Annotated in this window: 23 protein-coding genes; 17 read left to right on the top strand and 6 right to left on the bottom strand. The window is 57.1% G+C overall.

Features of this window, described 5'->3' with window-relative positions; all coding sequences use genetic code 11:
* Positions 1-129 precede the first annotated feature (129 nt).
* Entirely contained in the window at positions 130-2,304 is a 2,175-nt protein-coding gene (gene zntA, locus ACQG2G_RS20975; protein WP_061771871.1) for a Zn(II)/Cd(II)/Pb(II) translocating P-type ATPase ZntA, read from the bottom strand.
* A 76-nt stretch (positions 2,305-2,380) separates the two neighbouring features.
* Entirely contained in the window at positions 2,381-3,007 is a 627-nt protein-coding gene (locus ACQG2G_RS20970) for a lysoplasmalogenase (protein WP_013099145.1), read from the bottom strand.
* A 129-nt stretch (positions 3,008-3,136) separates the two neighbouring features.
* Between ACQG2G_RS20970 and ACQG2G_RS20965 the strand changes: the two genes are divergently transcribed.
* On the top strand, positions 3,137-3,493 hold the full coding sequence (locus tag ACQG2G_RS20965) for a DUF2500 domain-containing protein (RefSeq protein ID WP_029883607.1): 357 nt from the start codon (positions 3,137-3,139) through the stop codon (positions 3,491-3,493).
* Between the two features lie 54 nt (positions 3,494-3,547).
* Here ACQG2G_RS20965 and ACQG2G_RS20960 read toward each other — a convergent pair whose 3' ends face one another.
* Positions 3,548-3,829 (bottom strand): DUF1145 family protein, encoded by a 282-nt coding sequence (locus ACQG2G_RS20960; protein WP_013099143.1) that lies wholly within the window; start codon positions 3,827-3,829, stop codon positions 3,548-3,550.
* Positions 3,813-4,415: a 16S rRNA (guanine(966)-N(2))-methyltransferase gene (gene rsmD, locus ACQG2G_RS20955; RefSeq protein ID WP_029883606.1), complete on the bottom strand. Its 603-nt coding sequence runs from the start codon at positions 4,413-4,415 to the stop codon at positions 3,813-3,815. The genes ACQG2G_RS20960 and rsmD overlap by 17 nt, the downstream gene beginning before the upstream one ends.
* Positions 4,416-4,542: 127 nt before the next feature.
* Here rsmD and ftsY point away from each other — a divergent pair, with 127 nt between their 5' ends.
* The 6 genes from ftsY (at position 4,543) to livJ (ending at position 11,524) form a co-directional block, all read left to right on the top strand.
* A complete protein-coding gene (ftsY, locus tag ACQG2G_RS20950; RefSeq protein ID WP_038985055.1) occupies positions 4,543-6,000 on the top strand; it encodes a signal recognition particle-docking protein FtsY in 1,458 nt (485 codons plus the stop codon).
* A gap of 2 nt (positions 6,001-6,002) precedes the next feature.
* A complete protein-coding gene (gene ftsE, locus ACQG2G_RS20945) occupies positions 6,003-6,674 on the top strand; it encodes a cell division ATP-binding protein FtsE (RefSeq protein ID WP_013099140.1) in 672 nt (223 codons plus the stop codon).
* Complete coding sequence (gene ftsX, locus ACQG2G_RS20940; RefSeq protein WP_013099139.1) at positions 6,661-7,716, top strand: permease-like cell division protein FtsX; 1,056 nt, start codon at positions 6,661-6,663, stop codon at positions 7,714-7,716. Before ftsE ends, ftsX begins: the two co-directional genes overlap by 14 nt.
* A gap of 251 nt (positions 7,717-7,967) precedes the next feature.
* Positions 7,968-8,825: an RNA polymerase sigma factor RpoH gene (rpoH, locus tag ACQG2G_RS20935; RefSeq protein ID WP_008500093.1), complete on the top strand. Its 858-nt coding sequence runs from the start codon at positions 7,968-7,970 to the stop codon at positions 8,823-8,825.
* A 136-nt stretch (positions 8,826-8,961) separates the two neighbouring features.
* Positions 8,962-10,227, top strand: coding sequence for a 4-aminobutyrate--2-oxoglutarate transaminase (locus tag ACQG2G_RS20930; protein ID WP_062935240.1), 1,266 nt, complete (start codon positions 8,962-8,964; stop codon positions 10,225-10,227).
* 196 nt (positions 10,228-10,423) lie between these two features.
* Positions 10,424-11,524: a branched chain amino acid ABC transporter substrate-binding protein LivJ gene (livJ, locus tag ACQG2G_RS20925; protein ID WP_014833593.1), complete on the top strand. Its 1,101-nt coding sequence runs from the start codon at positions 10,424-10,426 to the stop codon at positions 11,522-11,524.
* 91 nt (positions 11,525-11,615) lie between these two features.
* Here livJ and panM read toward each other — a convergent pair whose 3' ends face one another.
* Positions 11,616-11,999, bottom strand: a complete 384-nt coding sequence (gene panM, locus ACQG2G_RS20920; RefSeq protein WP_023621800.1) for an aspartate 1-decarboxylase autocleavage activator PanM — start codon at positions 11,997-11,999, stop codon at positions 11,616-11,618.
* A 424-nt stretch (positions 12,000-12,423) separates the two neighbouring features.
* Here panM and livK point away from each other — a divergent pair, with 424 nt between their 5' ends.
* The 10 genes from livK to ugpQ all read left to right on the top strand — a co-directional run bounded on the left by livK (position 12,424) and on the right by ugpQ (position 22,478).
* Positions 12,424-13,533, top strand: a complete 1,110-nt coding sequence (livK, locus tag ACQG2G_RS20915; RefSeq protein ID WP_028028112.1) for a high-affinity branched-chain amino acid ABC transporter substrate-binding protein LivK — start codon at positions 12,424-12,426, stop codon at positions 13,531-13,533.
* A gap of 46 nt (positions 13,534-13,579) precedes the next feature.
* Positions 13,580-14,506 (top strand): high-affinity branched-chain amino acid ABC transporter permease LivH, encoded by a 927-nt coding sequence (gene livH, locus ACQG2G_RS20910; protein ID WP_013099131.1) that lies wholly within the window; start codon positions 13,580-13,582, stop codon positions 14,504-14,506.
* Entirely contained in the window at positions 14,503-15,780 is a 1,278-nt protein-coding gene (livM, locus tag ACQG2G_RS20905; RefSeq protein WP_014833590.1) for a branched chain amino acid ABC transporter permease LivM, read from the top strand. The genes livH and livM overlap by 4 nt, the downstream gene beginning before the upstream one ends.
* The gene (gene livG, locus ACQG2G_RS20900) at positions 15,777-16,544 is read left to right on the top strand and encodes a high-affinity branched-chain amino acid ABC transporter ATP-binding protein LivG (RefSeq protein WP_013099129.1); all 768 of its coding nucleotides are present in this window, start codon (positions 15,777-15,779) and stop codon (positions 16,542-16,544) included. Before livM ends, livG begins: the two co-directional genes overlap by 4 nt.
* 1 nt (position 16,545) lies before the next feature.
* Positions 16,546-17,259 (top strand): high-affinity branched-chain amino acid ABC transporter ATP-binding protein LivF, encoded by a 714-nt coding sequence (gene livF / locus ACQG2G_RS20895; protein ID WP_043951706.1) that lies wholly within the window; start codon positions 16,546-16,548, stop codon positions 17,257-17,259.
* A gap of 255 nt (positions 17,260-17,514) precedes the next feature.
* The gene (gene ugpB, locus ACQG2G_RS20890; RefSeq protein WP_028028113.1) at positions 17,515-18,831 is read left to right on the top strand and encodes a sn-glycerol-3-phosphate ABC transporter substrate-binding protein UgpB; all 1,317 of its coding nucleotides are present in this window, start codon (positions 17,515-17,517) and stop codon (positions 18,829-18,831) included.
* Between the two features lie 102 nt (positions 18,832-18,933).
* The gene (gene ugpA / locus ACQG2G_RS20885) at positions 18,934-19,821 is read left to right on the top strand and encodes a sn-glycerol-3-phosphate ABC transporter permease UgpA (protein ID WP_061771680.1); all 888 of its coding nucleotides are present in this window, start codon (positions 18,934-18,936) and stop codon (positions 19,819-19,821) included.
* Positions 19,818-20,663 (top strand): sn-glycerol-3-phosphate ABC transporter permease UgpE, encoded by an 846-nt coding sequence (gene ugpE, locus ACQG2G_RS20880; RefSeq protein ID WP_013099125.1) that lies wholly within the window; start codon positions 19,818-19,820, stop codon positions 20,661-20,663. Before ugpA ends, ugpE begins: the two co-directional genes overlap by 4 nt.
* Position 20,664: 1 nt before the next feature.
* Positions 20,665-21,735 (top strand): sn-glycerol-3-phosphate import ATP-binding protein UgpC, encoded by a 1,071-nt coding sequence (locus tag ACQG2G_RS20875; protein ID WP_020687753.1) that lies wholly within the window; start codon positions 20,665-20,667, stop codon positions 21,733-21,735.
* On the top strand, positions 21,732-22,478 hold the full coding sequence (ugpQ, locus tag ACQG2G_RS20870) for a glycerophosphodiester phosphodiesterase (RefSeq protein WP_058678228.1): 747 nt from the start codon (positions 21,732-21,734) through the stop codon (positions 22,476-22,478). Before ACQG2G_RS20875 ends, ugpQ begins: the two co-directional genes overlap by 4 nt.
* Here the strand turns inward: ugpQ and ACQG2G_RS20865 are convergent.
* Complete coding sequence (locus ACQG2G_RS20865) at positions 22,462-22,839, bottom strand: DUF2756 family protein (protein WP_058678227.1); 378 nt, start codon at positions 22,837-22,839, stop codon at positions 22,462-22,464. The genes ugpQ and ACQG2G_RS20865 overlap by 17 nt on opposite strands.
* Positions 22,840-22,924 lie beyond the last annotated feature (85 nt).

Below are 22,924 nucleotides of genomic sequence, written 5' to 3'. Positions count from 1 at the left end.
CACTATGGCCTGGAAAACGGAGGTGAAGCGCCTCACAAAAGCGTGAATTTCTGAAACGCTGGTTTAGATTTTTGAGAAGGGAAGGCCGGGTTGCCGTTACGCTTTACCCGGCCTGGCGTGCATTGCGTGTTATTTGCGTCGCAGTAAGCGGAGCGCGTTGGCCGTCACCAGCACCGTCGCGCCGGTATCCGCCAGCACCGCCAGCCACAGCCCGGTGATGCCGAGCAGGGTGGTGACGAGGAAAATCCCTTTCAGCCCCAGGGCGATACTGATGTTCTGGCGAATATTGGCGCGCGCGGCGCGTGCCAGGGAAATCATCTGCGCCAGCCCGGTCAGGCGGTTATGGGTGAGCGCGGCATCGGCGGTTTCCAGCGCCACGTCGGTACCGCTGCCCATGGCAATCCCGATGGTGGATGCTTTCATCGCTGGCGCATCGTTGATTCCGTCGCCGATCATCGCCAGCGGAGCATGGCTGTTCAGCTCCGTCACGGCACTGACCTTGTCCGCAGGCAGTAATCCGGCCTTAAAGTCCAGCCCCAGCTCTCCGGCAATCGCGGCGGCGGCACGCGGGTTATCGCCGGTGAGGATCACACCCTGGACGCCCAACTGATGGAGCGCCGCGACGGCCTCTTTCGCATCATCACGCAGGGTATCGCGCAGTGCCAGCATGCCTTTGGCGACGCCGTCCTGCATGACGGTTACGACAGTTTGTCCGGTCTGTTCTAACGCCTCAACCTCTGAGTTAGAAGACTTACCCGCCGCGACAATCAGCACCTTTTTACCGTCGATGTCGGCCTCAATCCCGGACCCAACCAGCGCCCGCTGTGCCGTTGCCGTCGGAATTGCCAGCCCGCGCGACTGCGCTTCACGCACAATCGCCTGCGCCAGCGGGTGAGTGGAACCCTGCTCTACGGCGGCGGCCAGCGTAAGCAGTTCATCTTCACCGATATCCTGCGGATACACGCCGGTGACCTGCGGCTTGCCGACGGTCAGCGTGCCGGTTTTATCGAACGCCACCTGCTGCACCTGGCTTAACTGTTCCAGCGCCGCGCCGCCTTTTATCAGGGCGCCACGACGTGCCGCTGCCGCCAGACCGGAGGTAATGGCCGCCGGGGTGGAGATCACCAGCGCACACGGACAGCCAATCAGCAGCAGGGTCAGACCTTTATAAATCCAGCCTTCCCACGGCGCACCAAAGAACAGCGGCGGAACGATAGTGACCAGCAGGGCAACCAGCATGATGGCGGGGGTGTAAATCCGGCTGAAGCGGTCAATAAATCGCTCGACGGGGGCGCGACGCTCCTCGGCCTCTTCGATCAGCTTCAGGATACGGTCGATGGCGCTGTCACCGGGTTCGGAAAGTACCGTGAGCTGGACCAGACGGTCGACGCTGGTGGCGCCCGCAGGTACTTTTTCACCGGCCGTGCGTTCAACCGGAATCGACTCCCCGGTGAGGGCGCTTTCGTCGAAGCTCGCGGTGGCGGTGAGCAGGGTACCGTCCGCAGGCAGGCGCCCTCCGGCAGCGACTTCAATCACATCGCCCGGACGCAGCGCGTTAATGGCCACCGTCTGGCGTTCGTTTCCGGTTACTCGTGTGGCGGTTTCGGGCTTAAGCGCCATCAGGGCGCTGACCCCTTTACGCGCCCGGCTTGCCGCCCAGCCTTCAAGACGTTCGCCAATTAAGAACAGCAGCAGCACCATGGCCGCTTCCGCTGTGGCACCAATGAACAGCGCGCCGATAGCCGCCACGCTCATCAGCGTTTCGATGGCGAACCAGCTGCCGCTTTTCATCAGCCGCAGCGCCTGGCGGGCAATGGGATACAGCCCGACAAGCGTGGTGGCGATAAACGCCAGATTGCCAAACGGGTGGTTGATCTGCTCCAGACCCCAGCTCAGGGCCATCATCATCACGAGCGCGATAAGGGGCAGATTTTCACGCAGCGGAGCGGTTTTTTCGGCGGGGGCCGTTTCGCTACGCAGGGAATAACCGGCATTGCTGACGGCGGACACAACCTGCTCGCTAACGTCACTCTCGGCGCTGACCAGCAGTTTTTCGGTCGCAAAGCGCACCTGCACGTGGCTGACGCCGGGGATCTGTTTTACCGCGTTTTCGACTTTGCGGGCGCAGGCCGCGCAATCCATGCCGTCAACCACCCAGCTGTAATGGTTTCCGCTTTCAGGCAGCGGCGGCGCGTTTTGCGTTTCGCATGCCCCGTCACAGCAGCAGTCATCTTTCGCTGGCACCGGGCTGAGCTTAAATGCTGAAAATTGTGGGGCTTTTTTAGGTGTTTCTGGAGTCGACATGGCACTCTCCGGTAATGATAATTTTCTCATTAACCGCAGCATACACTCTGGAGTCGACTCCAGAGTCAAGGCTTATTTAGATATACAGCGAACGCACAATCAGGAAGTGCCCGGCAAAGTAACAGGCGGAGGCAATCGCGTTATCAGCCCGGAAACGACGGCGATAGTGGCTGCCCAGCCAGACGATATTGCCGATTAACAGCAGCGCCGCGCCAAAGAAAGCGGACATCGCCTGTGAGGTTGGGCGGAAGAACCACAGTTCACCGGCCAGCCACACCATCACCAGCGTCATGGCAATAAACGTGCAGACGGGCAGACGCATCTCTTCCAGGCGTGACCAGATCACCGCGATCAGCAGCGCGCCGATCACCAGCAGCACCAGCGGGAGCGGCCAGAAGAAGGATAGCGTCATCTGGCTGGCAAAGTAGATGGTGTAAAGCAGATGCGACAGGAAGAACGCCCCCACGGCATACAGCAGACGCTGACGCGGCAACAGGGTTAAGGCATCGCCAATCAGGGAAGCACACAGCCCGGCGAGGACCAGGTAGCTGATGGCGTTAAACATCGGCGCTTGCCAGGCAAGCAGCAGGAGCAGCAACAGCGTGACGGGTTTAAACAACCAGCGCTGCCAGGCCGGACCGCGGTATGACGCATCGACATAAAGCCATGCGGAAAAACAGACAGCGATAAATGACCAAAGCATATTAACTCCCTGTATCTGTTAAGGCTGAATAATCAGTTTCATCTTCAGTGTAGTGATGCGTGCAGGCGTTTGGCAATGCCGGGGGAGTCAGGGTATCCTGAATTCCGCATAATCTTATGGGATTGTTGAATGAGCAAGATGCCGCTGTTTTTCATTATCGTGGTGGCGATTATCGTCATTGCCGCCTCGTTCCGTTTTGTGCAGCAGCGCCGCGAGAAAGCGGATAACGACGCCGCGCCGTTGATGCAAAAGCGCGTGGTGGTGAGCAATAAACGCGAAAAACCCCTTAATGACCGGCGCTCGCGCCAGCAACAGGTTACCCCTGCGGGAACGACCATGCGCTATGAAGCGAGCTTTAAGCCGGAAACGGGCGGCCTGGAGATGACCTTCCGCCTGGAGGCGCAGCAGTACCATCAGCTGACGGTAGGTGAGAAAGGGATGCTGAGTTACAAAGGGTCGCGGTTTGAAGGGTTCAGGGCTGAATAATACGATCCCCTCTCCCAGTGGGAGAGGGTTAGGGTGAGGGCATCAGACCGCACCTTACTTCTTCACCTGCGCCTTAAACTTCTTCATCCACACCAGCAGTTCAAACACGCCGAAAATAAACACGCGCAGCTGCTGCCAGCCGGTCATCTGCGGGCCGTCTTTCGGCAGGCCGTTTTTCAGCATCACCATCTGCAGGGCATGCATGAACGTGGTAAAGATAAACGCCACGTTCACAAAGATATTCATCGGGCGCGGGAACGGATGCACCAGATTGAGCAGTAAAAACGCCCAGACGCACAGCATCAGCAAACGTCCCAGATTAATCAGTACTGGCATTGGATTCTCCTTGTGCCTGACGATGATACAGACGATAAGCGACCTGACCCGCCACTTTTTCGCGGTGTAAATCCCAGTGAACCGGCACTGGCGGTAGCCCGTTTTCTACTTCGCTTTCAACGTAAATCAGCGCGTCATCCGCCAGCCAGCCGTTGCTTTCCAGCAGGGATAACGTCTCTTCCAGCAGCCCCTTACGGAACGGCGGATCGACAAACACCACGTTGTGCGGCGTGCCTGGCTGCGCGAGGAAACTGAGCGTATTGGTGTTCACCACTTTGGCGTTGGTGGCTTTCAGCGTCGCCAGATTTTGCTGCAGCGTCTGCGCGACGCCGCGCTCCATCTCCAGCAGCGTGGCGCTGGCGGCGTAGCGCGAGAGGGCTTCCAGCCCTAATGCGCCGCTGCCAGCAAAGCAGTCGAGGCAGTGGGCGTCTACCATTGACGGGGCCAGCCAGTTAAACAGCGTTTCACGCACGCGGTCGGTGGTTGGGCGTAAACCGGGGCTGTCCGGCACCGGGAGTTTCCGGCCTCGCCACTGGCCACCGATAATACGAATTTGACCGGCTGGGGCGCGGTTGGGTTTCTTCATCTCAGGAAAGCTCTGTTAACAATTGGCCTGCGATTGCGGGCGGTGATGTCAATTAAGTAAAGTGTTAGACTATTTCATCATTTTTTTAGCTTCCATGTATATAGCGCCGCGAGGAGTGTAGTCGCAGATGGCAAAACAAAAAAAACGTGGCTTCTTTTCCTGGCTGGGTTTCGGTGAAAAAGAGCAAGAAACAGAACAGAAAACCGAAGAACAACAAGCCGTTGAAGAGCAGTCTCAGCCTGAAACGCCTGTAGAAACCGCCGCGGTTGTCGAAGCGGAAGAGCATGCGCACAGCAAAGAAGAGACTGAAGCCTTTGCTGAAGAGGTGGTTGAGGTCACCGAACAGGTTCAGGAGAGCGAAAAGCCAGAACCTGTTGTTGAAGCGGTTACTGAAGCGCCGCAGGCCGTTATCGAACATGAAGAGTTGCCGCTGCCGGAAGAGGTAAAAGCGGAGGACGTTTCCCCTGAAGAGTGGCAGGCCGAAGCGGAAACCGTGGAAATTGTCGACGCGGTGGAAGAAGAAGCGGCACATGAGCCGGCGCTGACCGACGAAGAGCTGGAAGCCCAGGCGCTGGCCGCTCAGGCGGCTGAAGAAGCGGTTATCGTCGTGCCCGTGGAAGAGCAGGCCGAAGAGGAGATCGTTCAGGAGCAGGAAAAACCGACCAAAGAAGGTTTCTTTGCCCGCCTGAAACGCAGCCTGTTAAAAACCAAAGAAAATTTAGGTTCCGGATTTATCAGTCTGTTCCGCGGCAAAAAGATCGACGACGATCTGTTTGAAGAGCTGGAAGAGCAGTTGCTGATTGCGGACGTTGGGGTGGAAACCACCCGTAAGATCATCGCCAACCTGACCGAAGGGGCGAGCCGCAAACAGTTGCGCGACGCCGAAGCGCTGTACGGCCTGCTGAAAGACGAGATGGGTGAAATTCTCGCAAAAGTTGACGAACCGCTTAATATTGAAGGCAAAACGCCATTTGTTATTCTGATGGTTGGCGTTAACGGTGTCGGGAAAACCACCACCATCGGCAAACTGGCGCGTCAGTTCGAGCAGCAGGGTAAATCGGTGATGCTGGCGGCGGGTGATACCTTCCGCGCGGCGGCGGTTGAACAGCTGCAGGTGTGGGGCCAGCGCAACAACATTCCGGTGATTGCGCAGCACACCGGTGCGGATTCCGCGTCCGTGATCTTTGACGCCATCCAGGCGGCGAAGTCGCGAAATGTGGATGTCCTGATTGCCGATACCGCAGGGCGTTTGCAGAACAAATCGCACCTGATGGAAGAGTTGAAGAAAATCGTCCGCGTCATGAAGAAGCTGGACGAAGACGCACCGCATGAAATTATGCTGACCATCGATGCCAGCACCGGACAGAACGCCGTCAGCCAGGCGAAGCTGTTCCATGAAGCGGTAGGACTGACCGGGATCACGCTGACCAAACTGGACGGCACCGCGAAAGGCGGGGTGATCTTCTCCGTGGCCGATCAGTTCGGCATTCCTATTCGTTACATCGGTGTGGGCGAGCGTATTGAGGATTTGCGTCCGTTTAAGGCGGACGACTTTATTGAGGCATTATTTGCCCGAGAGGACTAACAATGATTCGCTTTGAACACGTCAGCAAGGCCTATCTCGGTGGGAGACAAGCGCTGCAGGGGGTGACCTTCCACCTGCAGCCAGGCGAGATGGCATTCCTGACCGGCCATTCCGGCGCGGGGAAAAGTACCCTGCTCAAGCTTATCTGTGGGATTGAACGGCCAAGCGCCGGGAAAATCTGGTTCAGCGGCCATGAAATTAGCCGTCTTAAGAACCGCGAAGTGCCGTTCCTGCGTCGCCAGATCGGGATGATTTTCCAGGATCACCACCTGCTGATGGATCGCACCGTTTTCGATAACGTGGCGATCCCGCTGATTATTGCCGGTGCCAGCTATGATGATATCCGCCGTCGCGTCTCTGCAGCGCTGGATAAGGTCGGGCTGCTGGACAAAGCGAAGAACTTTCCGATCCAGCTCTCCGGCGGTGAACAGCAGCGTGTGGGCATTGCCCGTGCGGTTGTGAACAAGCCTGCGGTACTGCTGGCGGATGAACCGACCGGTAACCTGGACGACGCCCTTTCTGAAGGGATTTTGCGTCTGTTTGAGGAATTCAACCGCGTTGGGGTGACGGTATTGATGGCGACGCACGACATCGGGCTCATTTCCCGCCGTTCGTACCGCATGCTGACCCTGAGCGACGGGCATTTGCACGGAGGCCACGGTGAACAAGCGTGATGCAATGAACCAGATTCGGCAGTTCGGGAACCGGTTTGACCGTTTCCGTAAGCCGCAGGGTGGCGGTGACGGTAACCGTAATGCGCCGAAGCGGGCGAAAGCCGCGCCGAAGCCAAACTCCCGCAAAACCAACGTGTTCAATGAACAGGTACGCTACGCCTTCCACGGCGCGTTGCAGGATCTGAAAAGTAAACCGCTGGCGACGTTCCTGACGGTGATGGTTATCGCCATTTCGCTGACGCTGCCAAGCGTCTGCTATATGGTCTATAAGAACGTGAATCAGGCGGCGTCGCAGTACTATCCGTCTCCGCAGATCACGGTCTATCTGGACAAAGCGCTCGACGATAACGCCGCGGCGCAGGTGGTGGGGCAAATCCAGGCCGAGAAGGGCGTGGAGAAGGTGAACTACCTTTCCCGCGAAGAAGCGCTGGGTGAGTTCCGTAACTGGTCAGGCTTTGGCGGCGCGCTGGATATGCTCGAAGAGAACCCGCTGCCGGCCGTGGCGGTGGTGATCCCGAAGCTCGACTTCCAGGGAACGGATTCACTTAATACGCTGCGCGACCGCATCTCTACCATTAAAGGCATTGATGAAGTGCGTATGGACGACAGCTGGTTTGCGCGTCTTGCCGCACTGACCGGGCTGGTGGGGCGCGTGTCGGCGATGATTGGCGTGCTGATGGTGGCGGCGGTGTTCCTCGTCATCGGTAACAGCGTGCGCCTGAGCATTTTCGCCCGCCGCGATACCATCAACGTGCAAAAGCTGATTGGTGCGACGGATGGCTTCATCCTGCGTCCGTTCCTTTACGGCGGCGCATTGCTCGGTTTTTCCGGCGCATTTCTTTCACTGATATTGTCAGAAATTTTGGTGATGCGGCTCTCCTCCGCCGTGACCGAGGTGGCGCAGGTCTTCGGAACTAAGTTTGATATCAGTGGCTTAGGGTTCGATGAGTGCCTTCTTCTGCTGCTGGTCTGCTCCATGATTGGCTGGGTGGCAGCATGGCTGGCGACGGTTCAACATTTACGCCACTTTACTCCCGACTAAGAAAAGCGTGATATAATCTTTCCCTGCACCGAGATGTTCGCTCTGCAGGGAAAGCGTCCCTGTTGTCTCTTCCCCTGTTATCATCTCCATGTCACATTTTGTGCGTAATTTATTCACCGTTGCACCTGGAACTTGTGGATAAAATCACTGTCTGATAAAAGAGTGAATGCTAATCTCGTTGCTCAAACGCTTTGGCATGGTTGTTGCCTGATGGGGACAACCTGGACCAGAAGAAACATTGAGAGGAATGAATGACCAAAGAAATGCAAACTTTAGCTTTAGCCCCTGTTGGTAACCTGGAATCGTATATCCGGGCTGCGAACACCTGGCCGATGTTAACGGCCGAGGAAGAAAAGGAGCTTGCTGAAAAGCTGCATTACCAGGGCGATCTGGAAGCAGCGAAAAAGCTGATCCTGTCTCACCTGCGCTTTGTTGTTCACATTGCTCGTAATTATGCGGGCTATGGCCTGCCGCAGGCGGACTTGATTCAGGAAGGTAACATCGGCCTGATGAAGGCTGTACGTCGCTTTAACCCGGAAGTGGGTGTACGACTGGTCTCCTTCGCTGTGCACTGGATCAAAGCAGAGATTCACGAATACGTGCTGCGCAACTGGCGTATCGTGAAAGTCGCCACGACAAAAGCGCAACGCAAACTCTTCTTCAACCTGCGTAAAACCAAGCAGCGTCTGGGCTGGTTCAATCAGGATGAAGTAGAAATGGTGGCGCGCGAGCTGGGTGTTTCCAGCAAAGACGTGCGTGAGATGGAATCCCGTATGGCCGCGCAGGACATGACTTTTGACATGTCTTCCGATGACGATGCGTCTGACAGCCAGCCAATGGCGCCGGTACTGTATCTGCAGGATAAGACCTCTAACTTTGCTGACGGCATTGAAGAGGACAACTGGGAAGATCAGGCCGCGAACAAGCTGAGCTATGCGATGGAAGGCCTTGACGAGCGTAGCCAGGATATTATCCGTGCCCGCTGGCTGGACGAAGACAACAAGTCCACGCTGCAGGAGCTGGCCGACCGCTACGGCGTGTCCGCTGAACGTGTGCGTCAGCTTGAAAAGAACGCCATGAAAAAACTTCGCGCCGCGATTGAAGCGTAATTCCCGCGAAGTATGACGAGAGCCCCTGGATGCGAATCCGGGGGTTTTGTTTTTTTAGCGCCCACTCTGGCGAATTTCTCCCCCCTGGCAAACACTTACTGATGCGCTAAGCAGGCGACTTTCTCAGGGGGACAGGGTGAAAAATAACGAACTGAACGACCGGCGTTTACAGGCGACGCCGCGCGGCATCGGCGTGATGTGTAACTTCTATGCCGAAAAAGCTGAAAACGCCACGGTGTGGGACGTCGAGGGCAACGAGTATATCGACTTCGCCGCCGGAATAGCGGTGCTGAACACCGGGCATCGCCATCCAAAAATCATTTCCGCCATTGAAAAACAACTTCATGCCTTCACCCACACGGCGTACCAGATTGTGCCGTACGAAGGCTATGTGTCGCTTGCCGAGCGAATCAACGCGCGTGTGCCGATTGACGGCCCGGCCAAAACCGCCTTCTTCTCAACGGGGGCAGAAGCCGTCGAAAACGCGGTAAAAATTGCCCGCGCATACACCAGACGCCCTGGCCTGATCGCCTTTGGCGGTGCTTTTCATGGACGCACCTCGATGACCATGGCGCTGACGGGGAAAGTTGCCCCTTACAAGCTGGGTTTCGGGCCGTTTCCTGGCTCGGTATATCACGCCCAATACCCCAATGAACTGCACGGTGTCAGTACGGCGGAGGCATTAAAAAGCCTGGAGCGTATCTTCAAAGCGGACATTGCCCCGGACCAGGTCGCAGCCATTATTCTTGAACCGGTTCAGGGTGAGGGCGGTTTCAACATTGCACCGGCGGATTTTATGCAGGCCTTGCGCGCCCTGTGCGATACCCACGGTATTTTGCTGATCGCCGATGAGGTGCAAAGCGGTTTTGCGCGTACCGGAAAACTGTTCTCAATGGAACACCACTGCGTGAAGCCGGATCTGATCACCATGGCGAAAAGCCTGGCGGGTGGCATGCCGCTCTCGGCGGTGTCGGGCCGCGCCGAGGTGATGGACGCGCCTGCGCCTGGCGGACTGGGCGGTACCTATGCCGGTAACCCACTGGCGATCGCCGCCGCACATGCCGTGCTGGACGTGATTGATGAAGACGATCTTTGTACGCGCTCGGCGCACCTGGGTCATCATCTGGTGGAAGTACTGAACAAAGCGAAGGAACATTGTCCGTATATCGCGGATATCCGTGCACAAGGCTCAATGGTGGCGGTGGAGTTTAACGATCCGCAATCCGGGCAGCCGTCACCGGAATTCACCCGTCAGGTTCAGGAGCGAGCCCTGCAGGAAGGCCTTCTGCTTCTGAGTTGCGGCGTGTACGGTAACGTCATCCGTTTCCTCTATCCGCTCACAATCCCTGAAGTGCAGTTCCGTAAAGCGCTGGACATTATTTCTGCGTCGCTGACTCGTTAAAGCCAGAAGCCCGGTGAAATTCCTGCCGGGCTTATCATATATTCATTTCAAATTTGCTATTCCAAAATCATAAAAATGGGGTATGTTTTAGCAGAGTATGCTGAAAAAGCGCGACTGGTATACCTATAACTGAAATAAAGCGCTACACCACAACATCACAACAATCGTAATAACCATAATAATGGGGAATCTCAGGATGAACATGAAGGGTAAAGCGTTACTGGCAGGATGTATCGCGTTGGCATTCAGCACCATGGCGCAGGCCGATATTAAAGTGGCCGTGGTGGGCGCGATGTCCGGTCCGGTAGCACAGTATGGCGACCAGGAATTTACGGGCGCAGAACAGGCGGTTGCCGACATTAATGCGAAGGGCGGTATCAAAGGCGAAAAACTGCAGATCGTAAAATATGATGATGCCTGTGACCCGAAACAAGCGGTTGCCGTGGCGAACAAAGTGGTGAACGACGGCATCAAATACGTTATCGGTCACCTGTGCTCCTCTTCCACCCAGCCTGCGTCTGATATCTACGAAGACGAAGGCATCCTGATGATCACCCCGGCGGCAACGGCACCGGAGCTGACGTCGCGCGGCTATAAGCTGATCCTGCGCACCACCGGTCTGGACTCCGATCAGGGCCCAACTGCCGCCAAATACATTGTCGAAAAAGTGAAGCCGAAGCGTATCGCGATCGTTCATGACAAACAGCAGTACGGTGAAGGTCTGGCGCGCTCCGTGCAGGACAACCTGAAGAAAGCGAATGCTGACGTCGTGTTCTTTGATGGTATCACCGCCGGTGAGAAAGACTTCTCTACCCTGGTGGCGCGTCTGAAGAAAGAGAATATCGACTTCGTTTACTACGGTGGCTACCACCCGGAAATGGGGCAGATCCTGCGTCAGGCTCGTGCAGCGGGTCTGAAAACCCAGTTCATGGGGCCGGAAGGGGTGGCGAACGTTTCTCTGTCTAACATTGCCGGTGAGTCTGCGGAAGGCCTGCTGGTGACCAAGCCGAAGAACTACGACCAGGTCCCTGCGAACAAACCGATTGTAGATGCCATTAAGGCGAAGAAACAGGATCCAAGCGGCGCGTTCGTCTGGACCACCTACGCAGCACTGCAGTCTCTGCAGGCGGGTCTGAACCAGTCAGCCGATCCGGCTGAGATTGCCACCTGGCTGAAAGCGAACTCTGTTGATACCGTGATGGGGCCGCTCTCCTGGGATGAGAAGGGCGATCTGAAGGGCTTCGAGTTCGGCGTGTTTGACTGGCATGCCAACGGTACTGCTACTGACGCCAAATAAAAGCAAAAAGGCAACGTAAGTTGCCTTTTTTAATGTTTGCCCCCTCTCCCCGTGGGAGAGGGCTGGGGTGAGGGCATCAGGCCGCACAAATCTAGCGCTTCTCCCACCCATTTTTTTGCGCCGTAAACCCTAACGCCTGCATAAACGCCGCCATCACGCTACGGTCCTCCACGCCTACGTCGGCCATCCACCAGGAGGTAATGCTCGGGTTTTCACGGATCACTTCTTCAATCAGGTACTGTCCTACGCCGCGACGACGGGTGACGTCACGCACGCGCAGAGAGTCCAGCGCCCCTTCCGTGCCGCTCAGCGTCACGCGCACAGCAGCCAGCAGACGCTCGTTGAAGCGCGCGGCGTAAATACGGTGGGTTTCGTCAACGCTCAGCGACGAAGGGGAATATTCCGGCCAGATCTTGCCCAGGTCGATATGATCCTGGTCGCTAAAGGTCACCAGACGAACGATAGTCAGTTTCATTAGCTGCTTGTCCAAATCAAATTGAGTAGAGGCAGTGTACTCAATTTATTCGCTCAGCGGCTTCCTCTTTTTATTCCCCGTTACCAGGTGATTAGTTTTTTGCCAGGGCGAAGTGCAGTTTGAAAACACATGGATCGAAAAATAAGCAGAATTTTAACCTGAATGGCAGTGATTTATTCGGCGCTTTGTACCGTTATTTTATGCTGCAAACTGCACTTTTATTTGTTTATCTCTGCCTGATTTCAGAATATTATCTTTGCTTAATCGCCTGAAAAATAGAGATTTTAGTCTGGTTTTTGATAAAAACCTGCGCTAAACCATTAAAGGCACTGGTAAAAATAGCGTTGTGCATTAAAAGTACAGAATGCTTTTTAACCATAATAAAACAAAATATATACACGACATCACGAATGGGGATTCAGAGATGAAAAGGAACGCGAAGACGTTAATCGCGGGCATGGTTGCATTGTCTCTCTCGCATGCAGCCATGGCGGAAGAGATTAAAGTTGCGGTGGTCGGTGCCATGTCCGGGCCTGTTGCCCAGTGGGGTGACATGGAGTTCAACGGCGCACGTCAGGCAATTAAAGACATCAACGCCAAAGGTGGCATCAAAGGCGACAAGCTGGTGGGCGTGGAATACGACGACGCCTGCGATCCAAAACAGGCCGTCGCGGTGGCGAACAAAATCGTGAACGATGGCATCCAGTATGTGATCGGCCATCTGTGCTCATCGTCCACTCAGCCTGCGTCTGATATCTACGAAGACGAAGGTATTCTGATGATTACCCCTGGTGCCACCAACCCGGAGCTGACCCAGCGCGGCTACCAGCACATTATGCGTACCGCCGGTCTGGACTCTTCCCAGGGGCCAACCGCGGCGAAATACATTCTCGAGACGGTTAAACCGCAGCGCATTGCCATTATTCATGACAAACAGCAGTACGGCGAAGGCCTGGCGCGTTCCGTTCAGGACGGGCTGAAAAAAGGCGGCGCAAATATCGTCTTCTTCGACGGGATTACCGCGGGTGAGAAAGATTTCTCTGCGCTGATCGCCCGTCTGCAAAAAGAGAATATCGACTTCGTTTACTACGGTGGTTATTACCCGGAAATGGGCCAGATGCTGCGCCAGGCGCGCTCGGTCGGTCTGAAAACCCAGTTCATGGGGCCAGAAGGCGTGGGTAACGCCTCCCTGTCTAACATCGCTGGGGATGCCGCTGAAGGCATGCTGGTGACGATGCCAAAACGCTATGACCAGGATCCGGCGAACAAGGCTATCGTGGATGCGCTCAAGGCGCAGAAGAAAGATCCAAGTGGTCCATACGTCTGGATCACCTACGCCGCCGTGCAGTCACTGGCCACCGCGCTGGACCGTACTGGCAGCAAAGAGCCGCTGGATCTGGTGAAAGATTTAAAAGCACACGGGGCGAACACCGTGATTGGGCCGCTGAACTGGGATGAGAAAGGCGATCTGAAGGGATTTGAATTTGGTGTCTTTAAGTGGCACGCCGACGGTTCGTCTTCGGCCGCCAAATAATTATCCCGCCGCCCGGACCGCCGGGCGGGTATAAAAAGGTTTGCATATGTCCGAGCAGTTTCTCTATTTCCTGCAGCAGATGTTTAACGGCGTCACGCTGGGAAGCACCTACGCGCTGATTGCCATCGGCTATACGATGGTGTACGGCATTATCGGCATGATCAACTTCGCCCACGGCGAGGTGTACATGATCGGTAGCTACGTCTCCTTTATGATTATCGCCGCCCTGATGATGATGGGTATCGACAGCAGCTGGCTGCTGGTCGCCGCCGGGTTTGTCGGCGCGATTGTGATTGCCAGCGCCTACGGCTGGAGCATCGAGCGGGTGGCCTACCGGCCGGTACGCAGCTCCAAGCGCCTGATTGCCCTGATCTCCGCGATTGGGATGTCTATCTTCCTGCAAAACTACGTCAGCCTGACCGAAGGCTCGCGCGATGTGGCGCTGCCAAGCCTGTTCAACGGCCAGTGGATTGTCGGTGCCAGCGAAAACTTCTCTGCCTCTATCACCACCATGCAACTGGTGATCTGGGTGGTGACCTTTATTGCGATGCTCGCCCTGACGCTCTTCATCCGCTACTCGCGCATGGGACGCGCCTGCCGCGCCTGCGCGGAAGATTTGAAGATGGCAAGCCTGCTCGGGATCAACACTGACCGCGTGATTGCGCTCACTTTTGTGATCGGCGCGGCGATGGCGGCCGTCGCAGGCGTCCTGCTCGGCCAGTTCTACGGCGTAATTAATCCGTACATCGGCTTTATGGCCGGGATGAAAGCCTTTACCGCGGCGGTACTGGGCGGTATCGGCAGTATTCCAGGCGCGATGATTGGCGGCCTGATTCTGGGCGTGGCAGAAGCGCTCTCCTCAGCGTATCTGAGTACCGAGTATAAAGACGTGGTGTCGTTTGCCCTGCTGATTCTGGTTCTGCTGGTGATGCCTACCGGTATTCTGGGTCGTCCGGAGGTAGAGAAAGTATGAAACCGATGCATTTTGCAATGGCGCTGCTCTCTGCCGCCATGTTCTTCGTGCTGGCGGGCGTCTTTATGGGCGTTCAGTTAGAGCTGAACGGCACAAAGCTTGTGGTAGACACCGCCGCTGACATTCGCTGGCAGTGGGTCTTTATCGGCACCGCCGTGGTGTTCCTGTTCCAGCTGCTGCGTCCGCTGTTCCAGAAAACGCTGAAAGGCGTCTCGGGACCGAAGTTTGTCCTGCCAGCTATCGACGGCTCCACCGTTAAGCAGAAGCTGTTCCTCGTGGCGCTGCTGGTGGCTGCGGTGGCGTGGCCGTTCGTGGTCTCGCGCGGCACGGTAGATATCGCCACCCTGACCATGATCTACGTTATTCTGGGTCTGGGCCTGAACGTGGTGGTGGGGCTCTCTGGCCTGCTGGTACTGGGCTACGGCGGTTTCTACGCCATTGGCGCGTATACCTTTGCGCTACTGAACCACTATTACGGTCTCGGCTTCTGGACGTGCCTGCCGCTGGCGGGGCTGGTTTCTGCCGCGGCAGGTTTCCTGCTTGGCTTCCCGGTGCTGCGCCTGCGCGGTGACTACCTGGCGATTGTGACCTTAGGCTTCGGCGAAATCGTCCGTATCCTGCTGCTCAACAATACCGAGGTGACCGGCGGCCCGAACGGCATCAGCCAGATCCCGAAACCAACCTTCTTTGGTCTGGAGTTCAGCCGTACCGCCCGTGAAGGCGGCTGGGATACCTTCAGCAACTTCTTTGGCGTGAAGTATGATCCGTCCGACCGCGTCATCTGGCTCTACATGGTGGCGCTGCTGCTGGTGGTCATCACGCTGTTCGTGATTAACCGCCTGCTGCGTATGCCGCTGGGCCGCGCGTGGGAAGCGCTGCGTGAAGATGAAATCGCCTGCCGCTCCCTGGGCCTCAACCCGACCCGCATTAAGCTGACTGCGTTCACCATCAGCGCCGCGTTCGCCGGTTTTGCCGGCACGCTGTTTGCCGCGCGTCAGGGCTTTGTCAGCCCGGAATCGTTCACCTTTGCCGAATCCGCCTTTGTGCTGGCGATTGTGGTGCTCGGCGGGATGGGGTCGCAGTTCGCCGTGATCCTCGCCGCCATTCTGCTGGTGGTCTCACGCGAGCTGATGCGTGACTTTAACGAATACAGCATGCTGATGCTGGGTGGTTTGATGGTGCTGATGATGATCTGGCGTCCGCAGGGTCTGCTGCCGATGACCCGTCCACAGCTGAAGCTGAAGAACGGGCAAGCAAAAGGAGAGCAGGCATGAGTCAGCCATTATTATCCGTTAACGGTCTGATGATGCGTTTTGGCGGCCTGCTGGCAGTCAACAATGTGAATCTGGATCTGCACAAGAAAGAGATCGTCTCCCTGATTGGCCCGAACGGTGCGGGAAAAACCACGGTCTTTAACTGCCTGACCGGTTTCTACAAGCCGACGGGCGGCACCATCATGCTGCGCGACCAGCATCTGGAAGGGCTGCCGGGCCAGCAGATTGCCCGCATGGGCGTGGTGCGTACTTTCCAGCACGTGCGTCTGTTCCGCGAGATGACGGTGATTGAAAACCTGCTGGTGGCACAGCATCAGCAGCTGAAAACCGGTCTGTTCTCCGGCCTGCTGAAGACGCCGGCCTTCCGCCGGGCGCAGAGCGAAGCGCTGGATCGTGCGGCAACATGGCTTGACCGTATCGGTCTGCTGCCGCATGCCAACCGCCAGGCAAGTAACCTTGCGTACGGTGACCAGCGTCGCCTTGAGATTGTGCGCTGCATGGTAACGCAGCCGGAAATCCTGATGCTCGATGAACCCGCTGCGGGTCTGAACCCGAAAGAGACCAAAGAGCTGGACGAGCTGATTGCTGAGCTTCGCGATCATCACGACACCACTATCCTGCTGATTGAGCACGATATGAAGCTGGTAATGGGTATCTCTGACCGTATCTACGTGGTGAACCAGGGGACGCCGCTGGCAAACGGCACGCCGGATGAGATCCGCAACAACCCGGACGTGATCCGCGCATACCTGGGTGAGGCATAAGATGGAAAAAGCGATGTTAACGTTTGACAAGGTAAATGCCCACTACGGCAAGATCCAGGCGCTGCACGACGTCAGCCTGCATATCAATCAGGGCGAAATCGTCACCCTGATTGGGGCTAACGGCGCGGGCAAAACCACGCTGCTCGGTACCCTGTGCGGCGACCCGCGCGCCACCAGCGGTCGGATTGTGTTTGATGGCAAAGACATCACCGACTGGCAGACCGCCAGAATCATGCGTGAAGCGGTGGCGATAGTCCCTGAAGGGCGTCGCGTCTTCTCGCGCATGACGGTGGAAGAGAACCTGGCGATGGGCGGCTTCTTCGCTGACCGCGACCAGTATCAGTCCCGTATCAAGTGGGTGTACGAACTCTTCCCGCGCCTTTGGGAGCGTCGTATTCAGCGTGCGGGGACCATGTCCGGCGGTGAGCAGCAAATGCTGGCGATCGGCCGCGCCCTGATGAGCCAGCCGCGCCTGCTGCTGCTGGATGAACCGTCGCTGGGTCTTGCGCCAATTATCATTCAGCAGATCTTCGACACCATTGAACAGCTGCGTAAAGAAGGGATGACCATCTTCCTCGTCGAGCAGAACGCCAACCAGGCGCTGAAGCTCGCCGATCGCGGTTATGTGCTGGAGAACGGCCACGTGGTGCTTGAGGATACCGGCGATGCGCTGCTGGCCAATGAAGCGGTGCGAAGTGCGTATTTAGGCGGATAGGTAAAAGCAAAATGGCAACGCACGTTGCCATTTTTAGTGTTTTCTCCCTCTCCCCGTGGGAGAGGGCCGGGGTGAGGGCACCATACCGCACCCAACCACACCCCAAACCCCTTCACACAACCATCATCCCGCTGACCTTTTGTTGTCACTTATCTGTAAACAAACAGTTATTTTTCTGTCATTCGAGCATGTCATGTTACCTCGCGAGCATAAAACGCGTGATATCGCGCATCCGGCACAATAAGAGAGATGACAATGACATCGTTACGACACACAGCTTTGGGTCTGGCACTGGGTCTGGCTTTTGCGACGAACGCAATGGCTGTGACGACCATTCCGTTCTGGCATTCCATGGAAGGGGAGTTGGGTAAAGAGGTTGACTCCCTGGCGCAGCGTTTCAACGACACCCATCCGGATTACAAAATTGTGCCGGTGTACAAAGGTAACTACGAGCAGAGCCTGAGCGCGGGCATTGCCGCCTTCCGTACCGGTAATGCGCCTGCCATTTTGCAGGTGTACGAAGTAGGCACCGCGACCATGATGGCCTCCAAAGCCATCAAACCGGTCTACGAAGTGTTCAAAGAGGCGGGGATCAACTTCGACGAATCCCAGTTTGTGCCGACCGTAGCGGGTTACTACACCGATTCTAAAACCGGCCATCTGCTGTCTCAGCCGTTTAACAGCTCGACGCCGGTGCTGTACTACAACAAAGACGCCTTTAAGAAAGCCGGTTTAGACCCGGAGCAGCCGCCAAAAACCTGGCAGGATCTGGCGGAGTACACCGCGAAGCTGAAAGCGGCGGGGATGAAGTGCGGCTACGCCAGCGGCTGGCAGGGCTGGATCCAGATTGAAAACTTCAGCGCCTGGCACGGCCTGCCGGTAGCCACCAAAAACAACGGTTTCGATGGCACCGACGCGGTACTGGAGTTCAACAAGCCAGAGCAGGTGAAGCACATCGCGCTGCTGGAAGAGTTGAACAAGAAGGGTGATTTCAGCTACTTCGGACGTAAAGACGAATCCACCGAGAAGTTCTACAACGGTGACTGCGCCATTACCACCGCCTCGTCCGGCTCGCTGGCGGATATCCGTCACTATGCCAAATTCAACTACGGCGTGGGCATGATGCCGTACGACGCAGACGTGAAAGGCGCGCCACAGAACGCCATCATCGGCGGAGCAAGCCTGTGGGTGATGCAGGGTAAAGACGCCGGCACCTACAAAGGAGTGGCCGAGTTCCTCGACTTCCTGGCGAAACCTGAAAACGCGGCCGAATGGCACCAGAAAACCGGCTACCTGCCGATCACCAAAGCTGCCTATGACCTGACCCGCGAGCAGGGCTTCTACAGCAAGAATCCGGGTGCGGATATCGCGACGCGTCAGATGCTGAACAAGCCGCCGTTGCCGTTCACCAAAGGCCTGCGTCTGGGCAACATGCCGCAGATCCGCACCATTGTCGACGAAGAGCTGGAAAGCGTCTGGACCGGCAAGAAAACGCCACAGCAGGCGCTGGATTCAGCGGTAGAGCGCGGAAATCAGCTGCTGCGCCGCTTTGAGCAGTCCACCAAATCGTAAAAAAATGCCCGGTGGCGCTGCGCTTACCGGGCCTACGACGTGCCATATGTAGGCCGGGTAAGGCGTAGCCGCCACCCGGCACTGTTCAGGAACCAAATCTCAATGTCATCATCCCGTCCGGTGTTTCGTTCCCGCTGGCTGCCGTATCTGCTGGTCGCGCCTCAGCTGGTCATCACCGTTATCTTCTTTATCTGGCCTGCGGGCGAAGCGCTCTGGTACTCGGTGCAAAGCGTTGATCCGTTTGGGCTTTCCAGCCAGTTTGTTGGCCTGGACAACTTCACCGCGCTGTTCCACGACAGCTACTACCTGGATTCTTTCTGGACGACGATCAAATTCAGCGCGCTGGTCACCGTGAGCGGCCTTGTTGCCGCGCTGTTCTTCGCCGCGCTGGTGGATTACGTGGTGCGTGGCAGCCGTCTGTATCAGACCCTGATGCTGCTGCCCTACGCCGTAGCACCAGCGGTCGCCGCCGTGCTGTGGATCTTCCTGTTTAACCCCGGACGCGGGTTAATAACCCATTTTCTGGCGGAATTCGGATACGACTGGAACCACGCCCAGAACAGCGGCCAGGCGATGTTCCTGGTGGTGTTCGCCTCGGTGTGGAAGCAAATCAGCTACAACTTCCTGTTCTTCTTTGCCGCGCTACAGTCCATTCCGCGTTCGCTGGTGGAAGCCGCCGCCATTGACGGCGCAGGCCCGATCCGCCGCTTCTTCAGGCTGTCGCTGCCGCTGATTGCCCCGGTGAGTTTCTTCCTGCTGGTGGTGAACCTGGTGTATGCCTTTTTCGACACCTTCCCGGTCATCGACGCGGCCACCGCCGGTGGCCCGGTGCAGGCCACGACGACGCTGATTTATAAAATCTACCGCGAAGGTTTTGCCGGGCTGGATCTCTCGGCCTCCGCCGCGCAGTCCGTCGTGCTGATGTTCCTCGTCATCATCCTCACGGTGGTGCAGTTCCGCTATGTCGAAAGTAAGGTGCGCTACCAATGATTGAGAACCGTCGCGGGCTAACGATTTTCAGCCATACCATGCTGATTCTGGGGATTATCGTCATCCTCTTTCCGCTGTACGTGGCGTTTGTCGCCGCCACGCTGGACACCAAAGCGGTGTTCGACACGCCGATGACGCTGATCCCAGGCACGCATCTTTTTGAGAACATGAAAACCATCTGGACCCAGGGCGTGGGGGCCAACAGCGCGCCTTTCTGGCTGATGATGCTCAACAGCTTCATCATGGCGTTCGGCATTACGGTGGGCAAAATCACGGTGTCGATGCTCTCTGCCTTCGCCATCGTCTGGTTCCGCTTTCCGCTGCGTAACCTCTTCTTCTGGATGATTTTTATCACCCTGATGCTGCCGGTGGAGGTGCGTATCTTCCCGACGGTGGAAGTGATCGCCAACCTGAAGATGCTCGACAGCTACGCGGGCTTAACCCTGCCGCTGATGGCATCTGCGACCGCCACCTTCCTGTTCCGCCAGTTCTTTATGACGCTGCCGGACGAGCTGATTGAAGCCGCGCGCATTGACGGCGCCTCACCGATGCGCTTTTTCCGCGACATCGTGCTGCCGCTGTCGAAAACCAACCTCGCGGCGCTGTTTGTGATCACCTTTATCTACGGCTGGAACCAGTACCTGTGGCCGCTGCTGATTATTCAGGACGTCAACCTCGGCACCGCCGTGGCGGGCATCAAGGGCATGATCGCCACCGGCGAAGGCACCACCCTCTGGAACCAGGTGATGGCGGCGATGCTGCTCACCCTTATCCCCCCGGTCGTTATCGTTTTAGCCATGCAGCGTGCGTTTGTGCGTGGTTTAGTGGACAGTGAGAAATAAGATGGCAGGTTTAAAACTTCAGGCAGTGACCAAAAGCTGGGATGGCAAAACCCAGGTGATTCAGCCGCTCACCCTCGACGTGGCGGACGGGGAGTTCATCGTGATGGTCGGCCCGTCCGGTTGCGGCAAATCCACGCTGCTGCGCATGGTGGCCGGGCTTGAGCGCGTCTCCTCCGGCGATATCTGGATTGACCGCCAGCGCGTGACCGAGATGGAGCCCAAAGATCGCGGCATCGCGATGGTGTTCCAGAACTACGCCCTCTATCCGCACATGAGCGTGGAAGAGAATATGGCCTGGGGGCTGAAAATCCGCGGCATGGGCAAGGGGCATATCGAGGAGCGGGTGAAAGAGGCGGCGCGCATTCTGGAGCTGGATGGCCTGCTTAAGCGCCGTCCGCGCGAGCTCTCCGGCGGCCAGCGCCAGCGCGTGGCGATGGGGCGCGCCATCGTGCGCGATCCGGCGGTGTTCCTGTTCGATGAACCGCTTTCTAACCTCGACGCCAAGCTGCGCGTGCAGATGCGTCTGGAGCTGCAGCAACTGCATCGCCGTCTTAAAACCACCTCCCTGTACGTGACGCACGATCAGGTCGAAGCCATGACCCTTGCCCAGCGGGTGATGGTGATGAACAAAGGCGTTGCCGAACAGATTGGCACGCCGGTGGAGGTGTACGAAAAACCGGCCAGCCGTTTTGTGGCGAGCTTTATCGGCAGCCCGGCAATGAACCTGCTGGAAGGGCGGATCAGCAGCGCGGGCACCCACTTTGAGCTGGAAAGCGGGATGGCATTGCCCATCAACTGGTACTATCGTGGCTACGCCGGGCGTAAGATGACGCTCGGTATTCGCCCGGAGCATATTGGTTTAACCTCTCAGGCGGACGGTGGCGTGCCGCTGGTGATGGACACGCTGGAGATGTTGGGTGCAGATAACCTGGCGCATGGACGCTGGGGCGAGCAAAAAATGGTGGTGCGTCTGCCGCATCAGGAACGCCCGAAAGCAGGCAGCACGCTGTGGCTGCACCTGCCGGAAAATCACCTGCACTTATTTGACGGTGAAACAGGACAACGAGTATGAGCAACTGGCCTTATCCCCACATCGTCGCCCACCGTGGCGGCGGTAAACTGGCGCCGGAAAATACCCTGGCGGCAATTGATGTTGGCGCACGCTACGGCCACACGATGATTGAGTTCGACGCCAAGCTGTCGAAAGACGGCGAAATTTTCCTGCTGCATGATGACAATCTCGAACGCACCAGCAACGGCTGGGGCGTGGCGGGGGAACTGCCGTGGCGCGATCTGCTGAAGGTGGATGCCGGAAGCTGGTTCAGCGGCGAGTACAAAGGCGAACCGTTGCCGCTGCTGGCGGAAGTGGCCGACCGTTGTCGTCAACACGGGATGATGGCCAACATCGAAATCAAACCGACGACCGGTACCGGGCCGCTCACGGGCAACGTGATTGCGCTGGCCGCGCGCGAGCTGTGGGAAGGCATGACGCCACCGCTGCTGTCGTCATTTGAGATTGATGCCCTTGAAGCGGCACAGGCTGCGGTACCGGAGCTGCCGCGCGGGCTGCTGCTGGACGAGTGGCGCGAGGACTGGCGTGAGCTGACCACCCGCTTAGCGTGCGTGTCGATCCATCTCAATCATAAGCTGCTGGATGAGGCGAGGGTTAAGATGCTGAAAACGGCAGGGCTGCATATTCTGGTGTATACCGTCAACAAACCCCAGCGTGCGGCTGAGCTGCTGCGCTGGGGTGTGGACAGCATCTGTACCGATGCGATTGACCTGATCGGCCCGGACTTTAGTTCTGCGGATTAAGCATACTGCCATTCGACTGCGACGGCAGCATATGCTGCTGTCCGCTGCCTGACGAACTCATCTCTCCCAGCATCCCGCCGTTTTTATTCGGCAGCGGTTGCTCGCGCATTTGTCCCTGCTGCACGCGCTGGGTGTTAGTGTTCATCTGATTTTGCAGGCTCTGCTGCTGCATTCGGGTCTGCGTGTTCAACTGCTGGTTCAGCATCCCTTTTTGCTGTTGCTGCTGACTCATCATCTCCGTCTGCATACGCTGCTGGCTCGGAATGACATAGCCCGGCTGGTTAGGGTTATTCATCGTATTGAGTGGCTGTGCAAGTGCGGCAAACGGGAGCAACGCCGTAAGGATCAGGAAGCGTTTCATGATCATCTCCTTCTTTGAGGTTTCTCTTAAGTTTACCCCGAATTCACCATGACGATGATTTTTTAGGAGTTGTGAACCAGGCTTA

The sequence above is a fragment of the Enterobacter cloacae complex sp. 382A5 genome (assembly GCF_050031095.1).
GTDB classification, from domain to species: domain Bacteria; phylum Pseudomonadota; class Gammaproteobacteria; order Enterobacterales; family Enterobacteriaceae; genus Enterobacter; species Enterobacter cloacae.
This window is presented reverse-complemented; position numbering and strand designations above follow the sequence as displayed.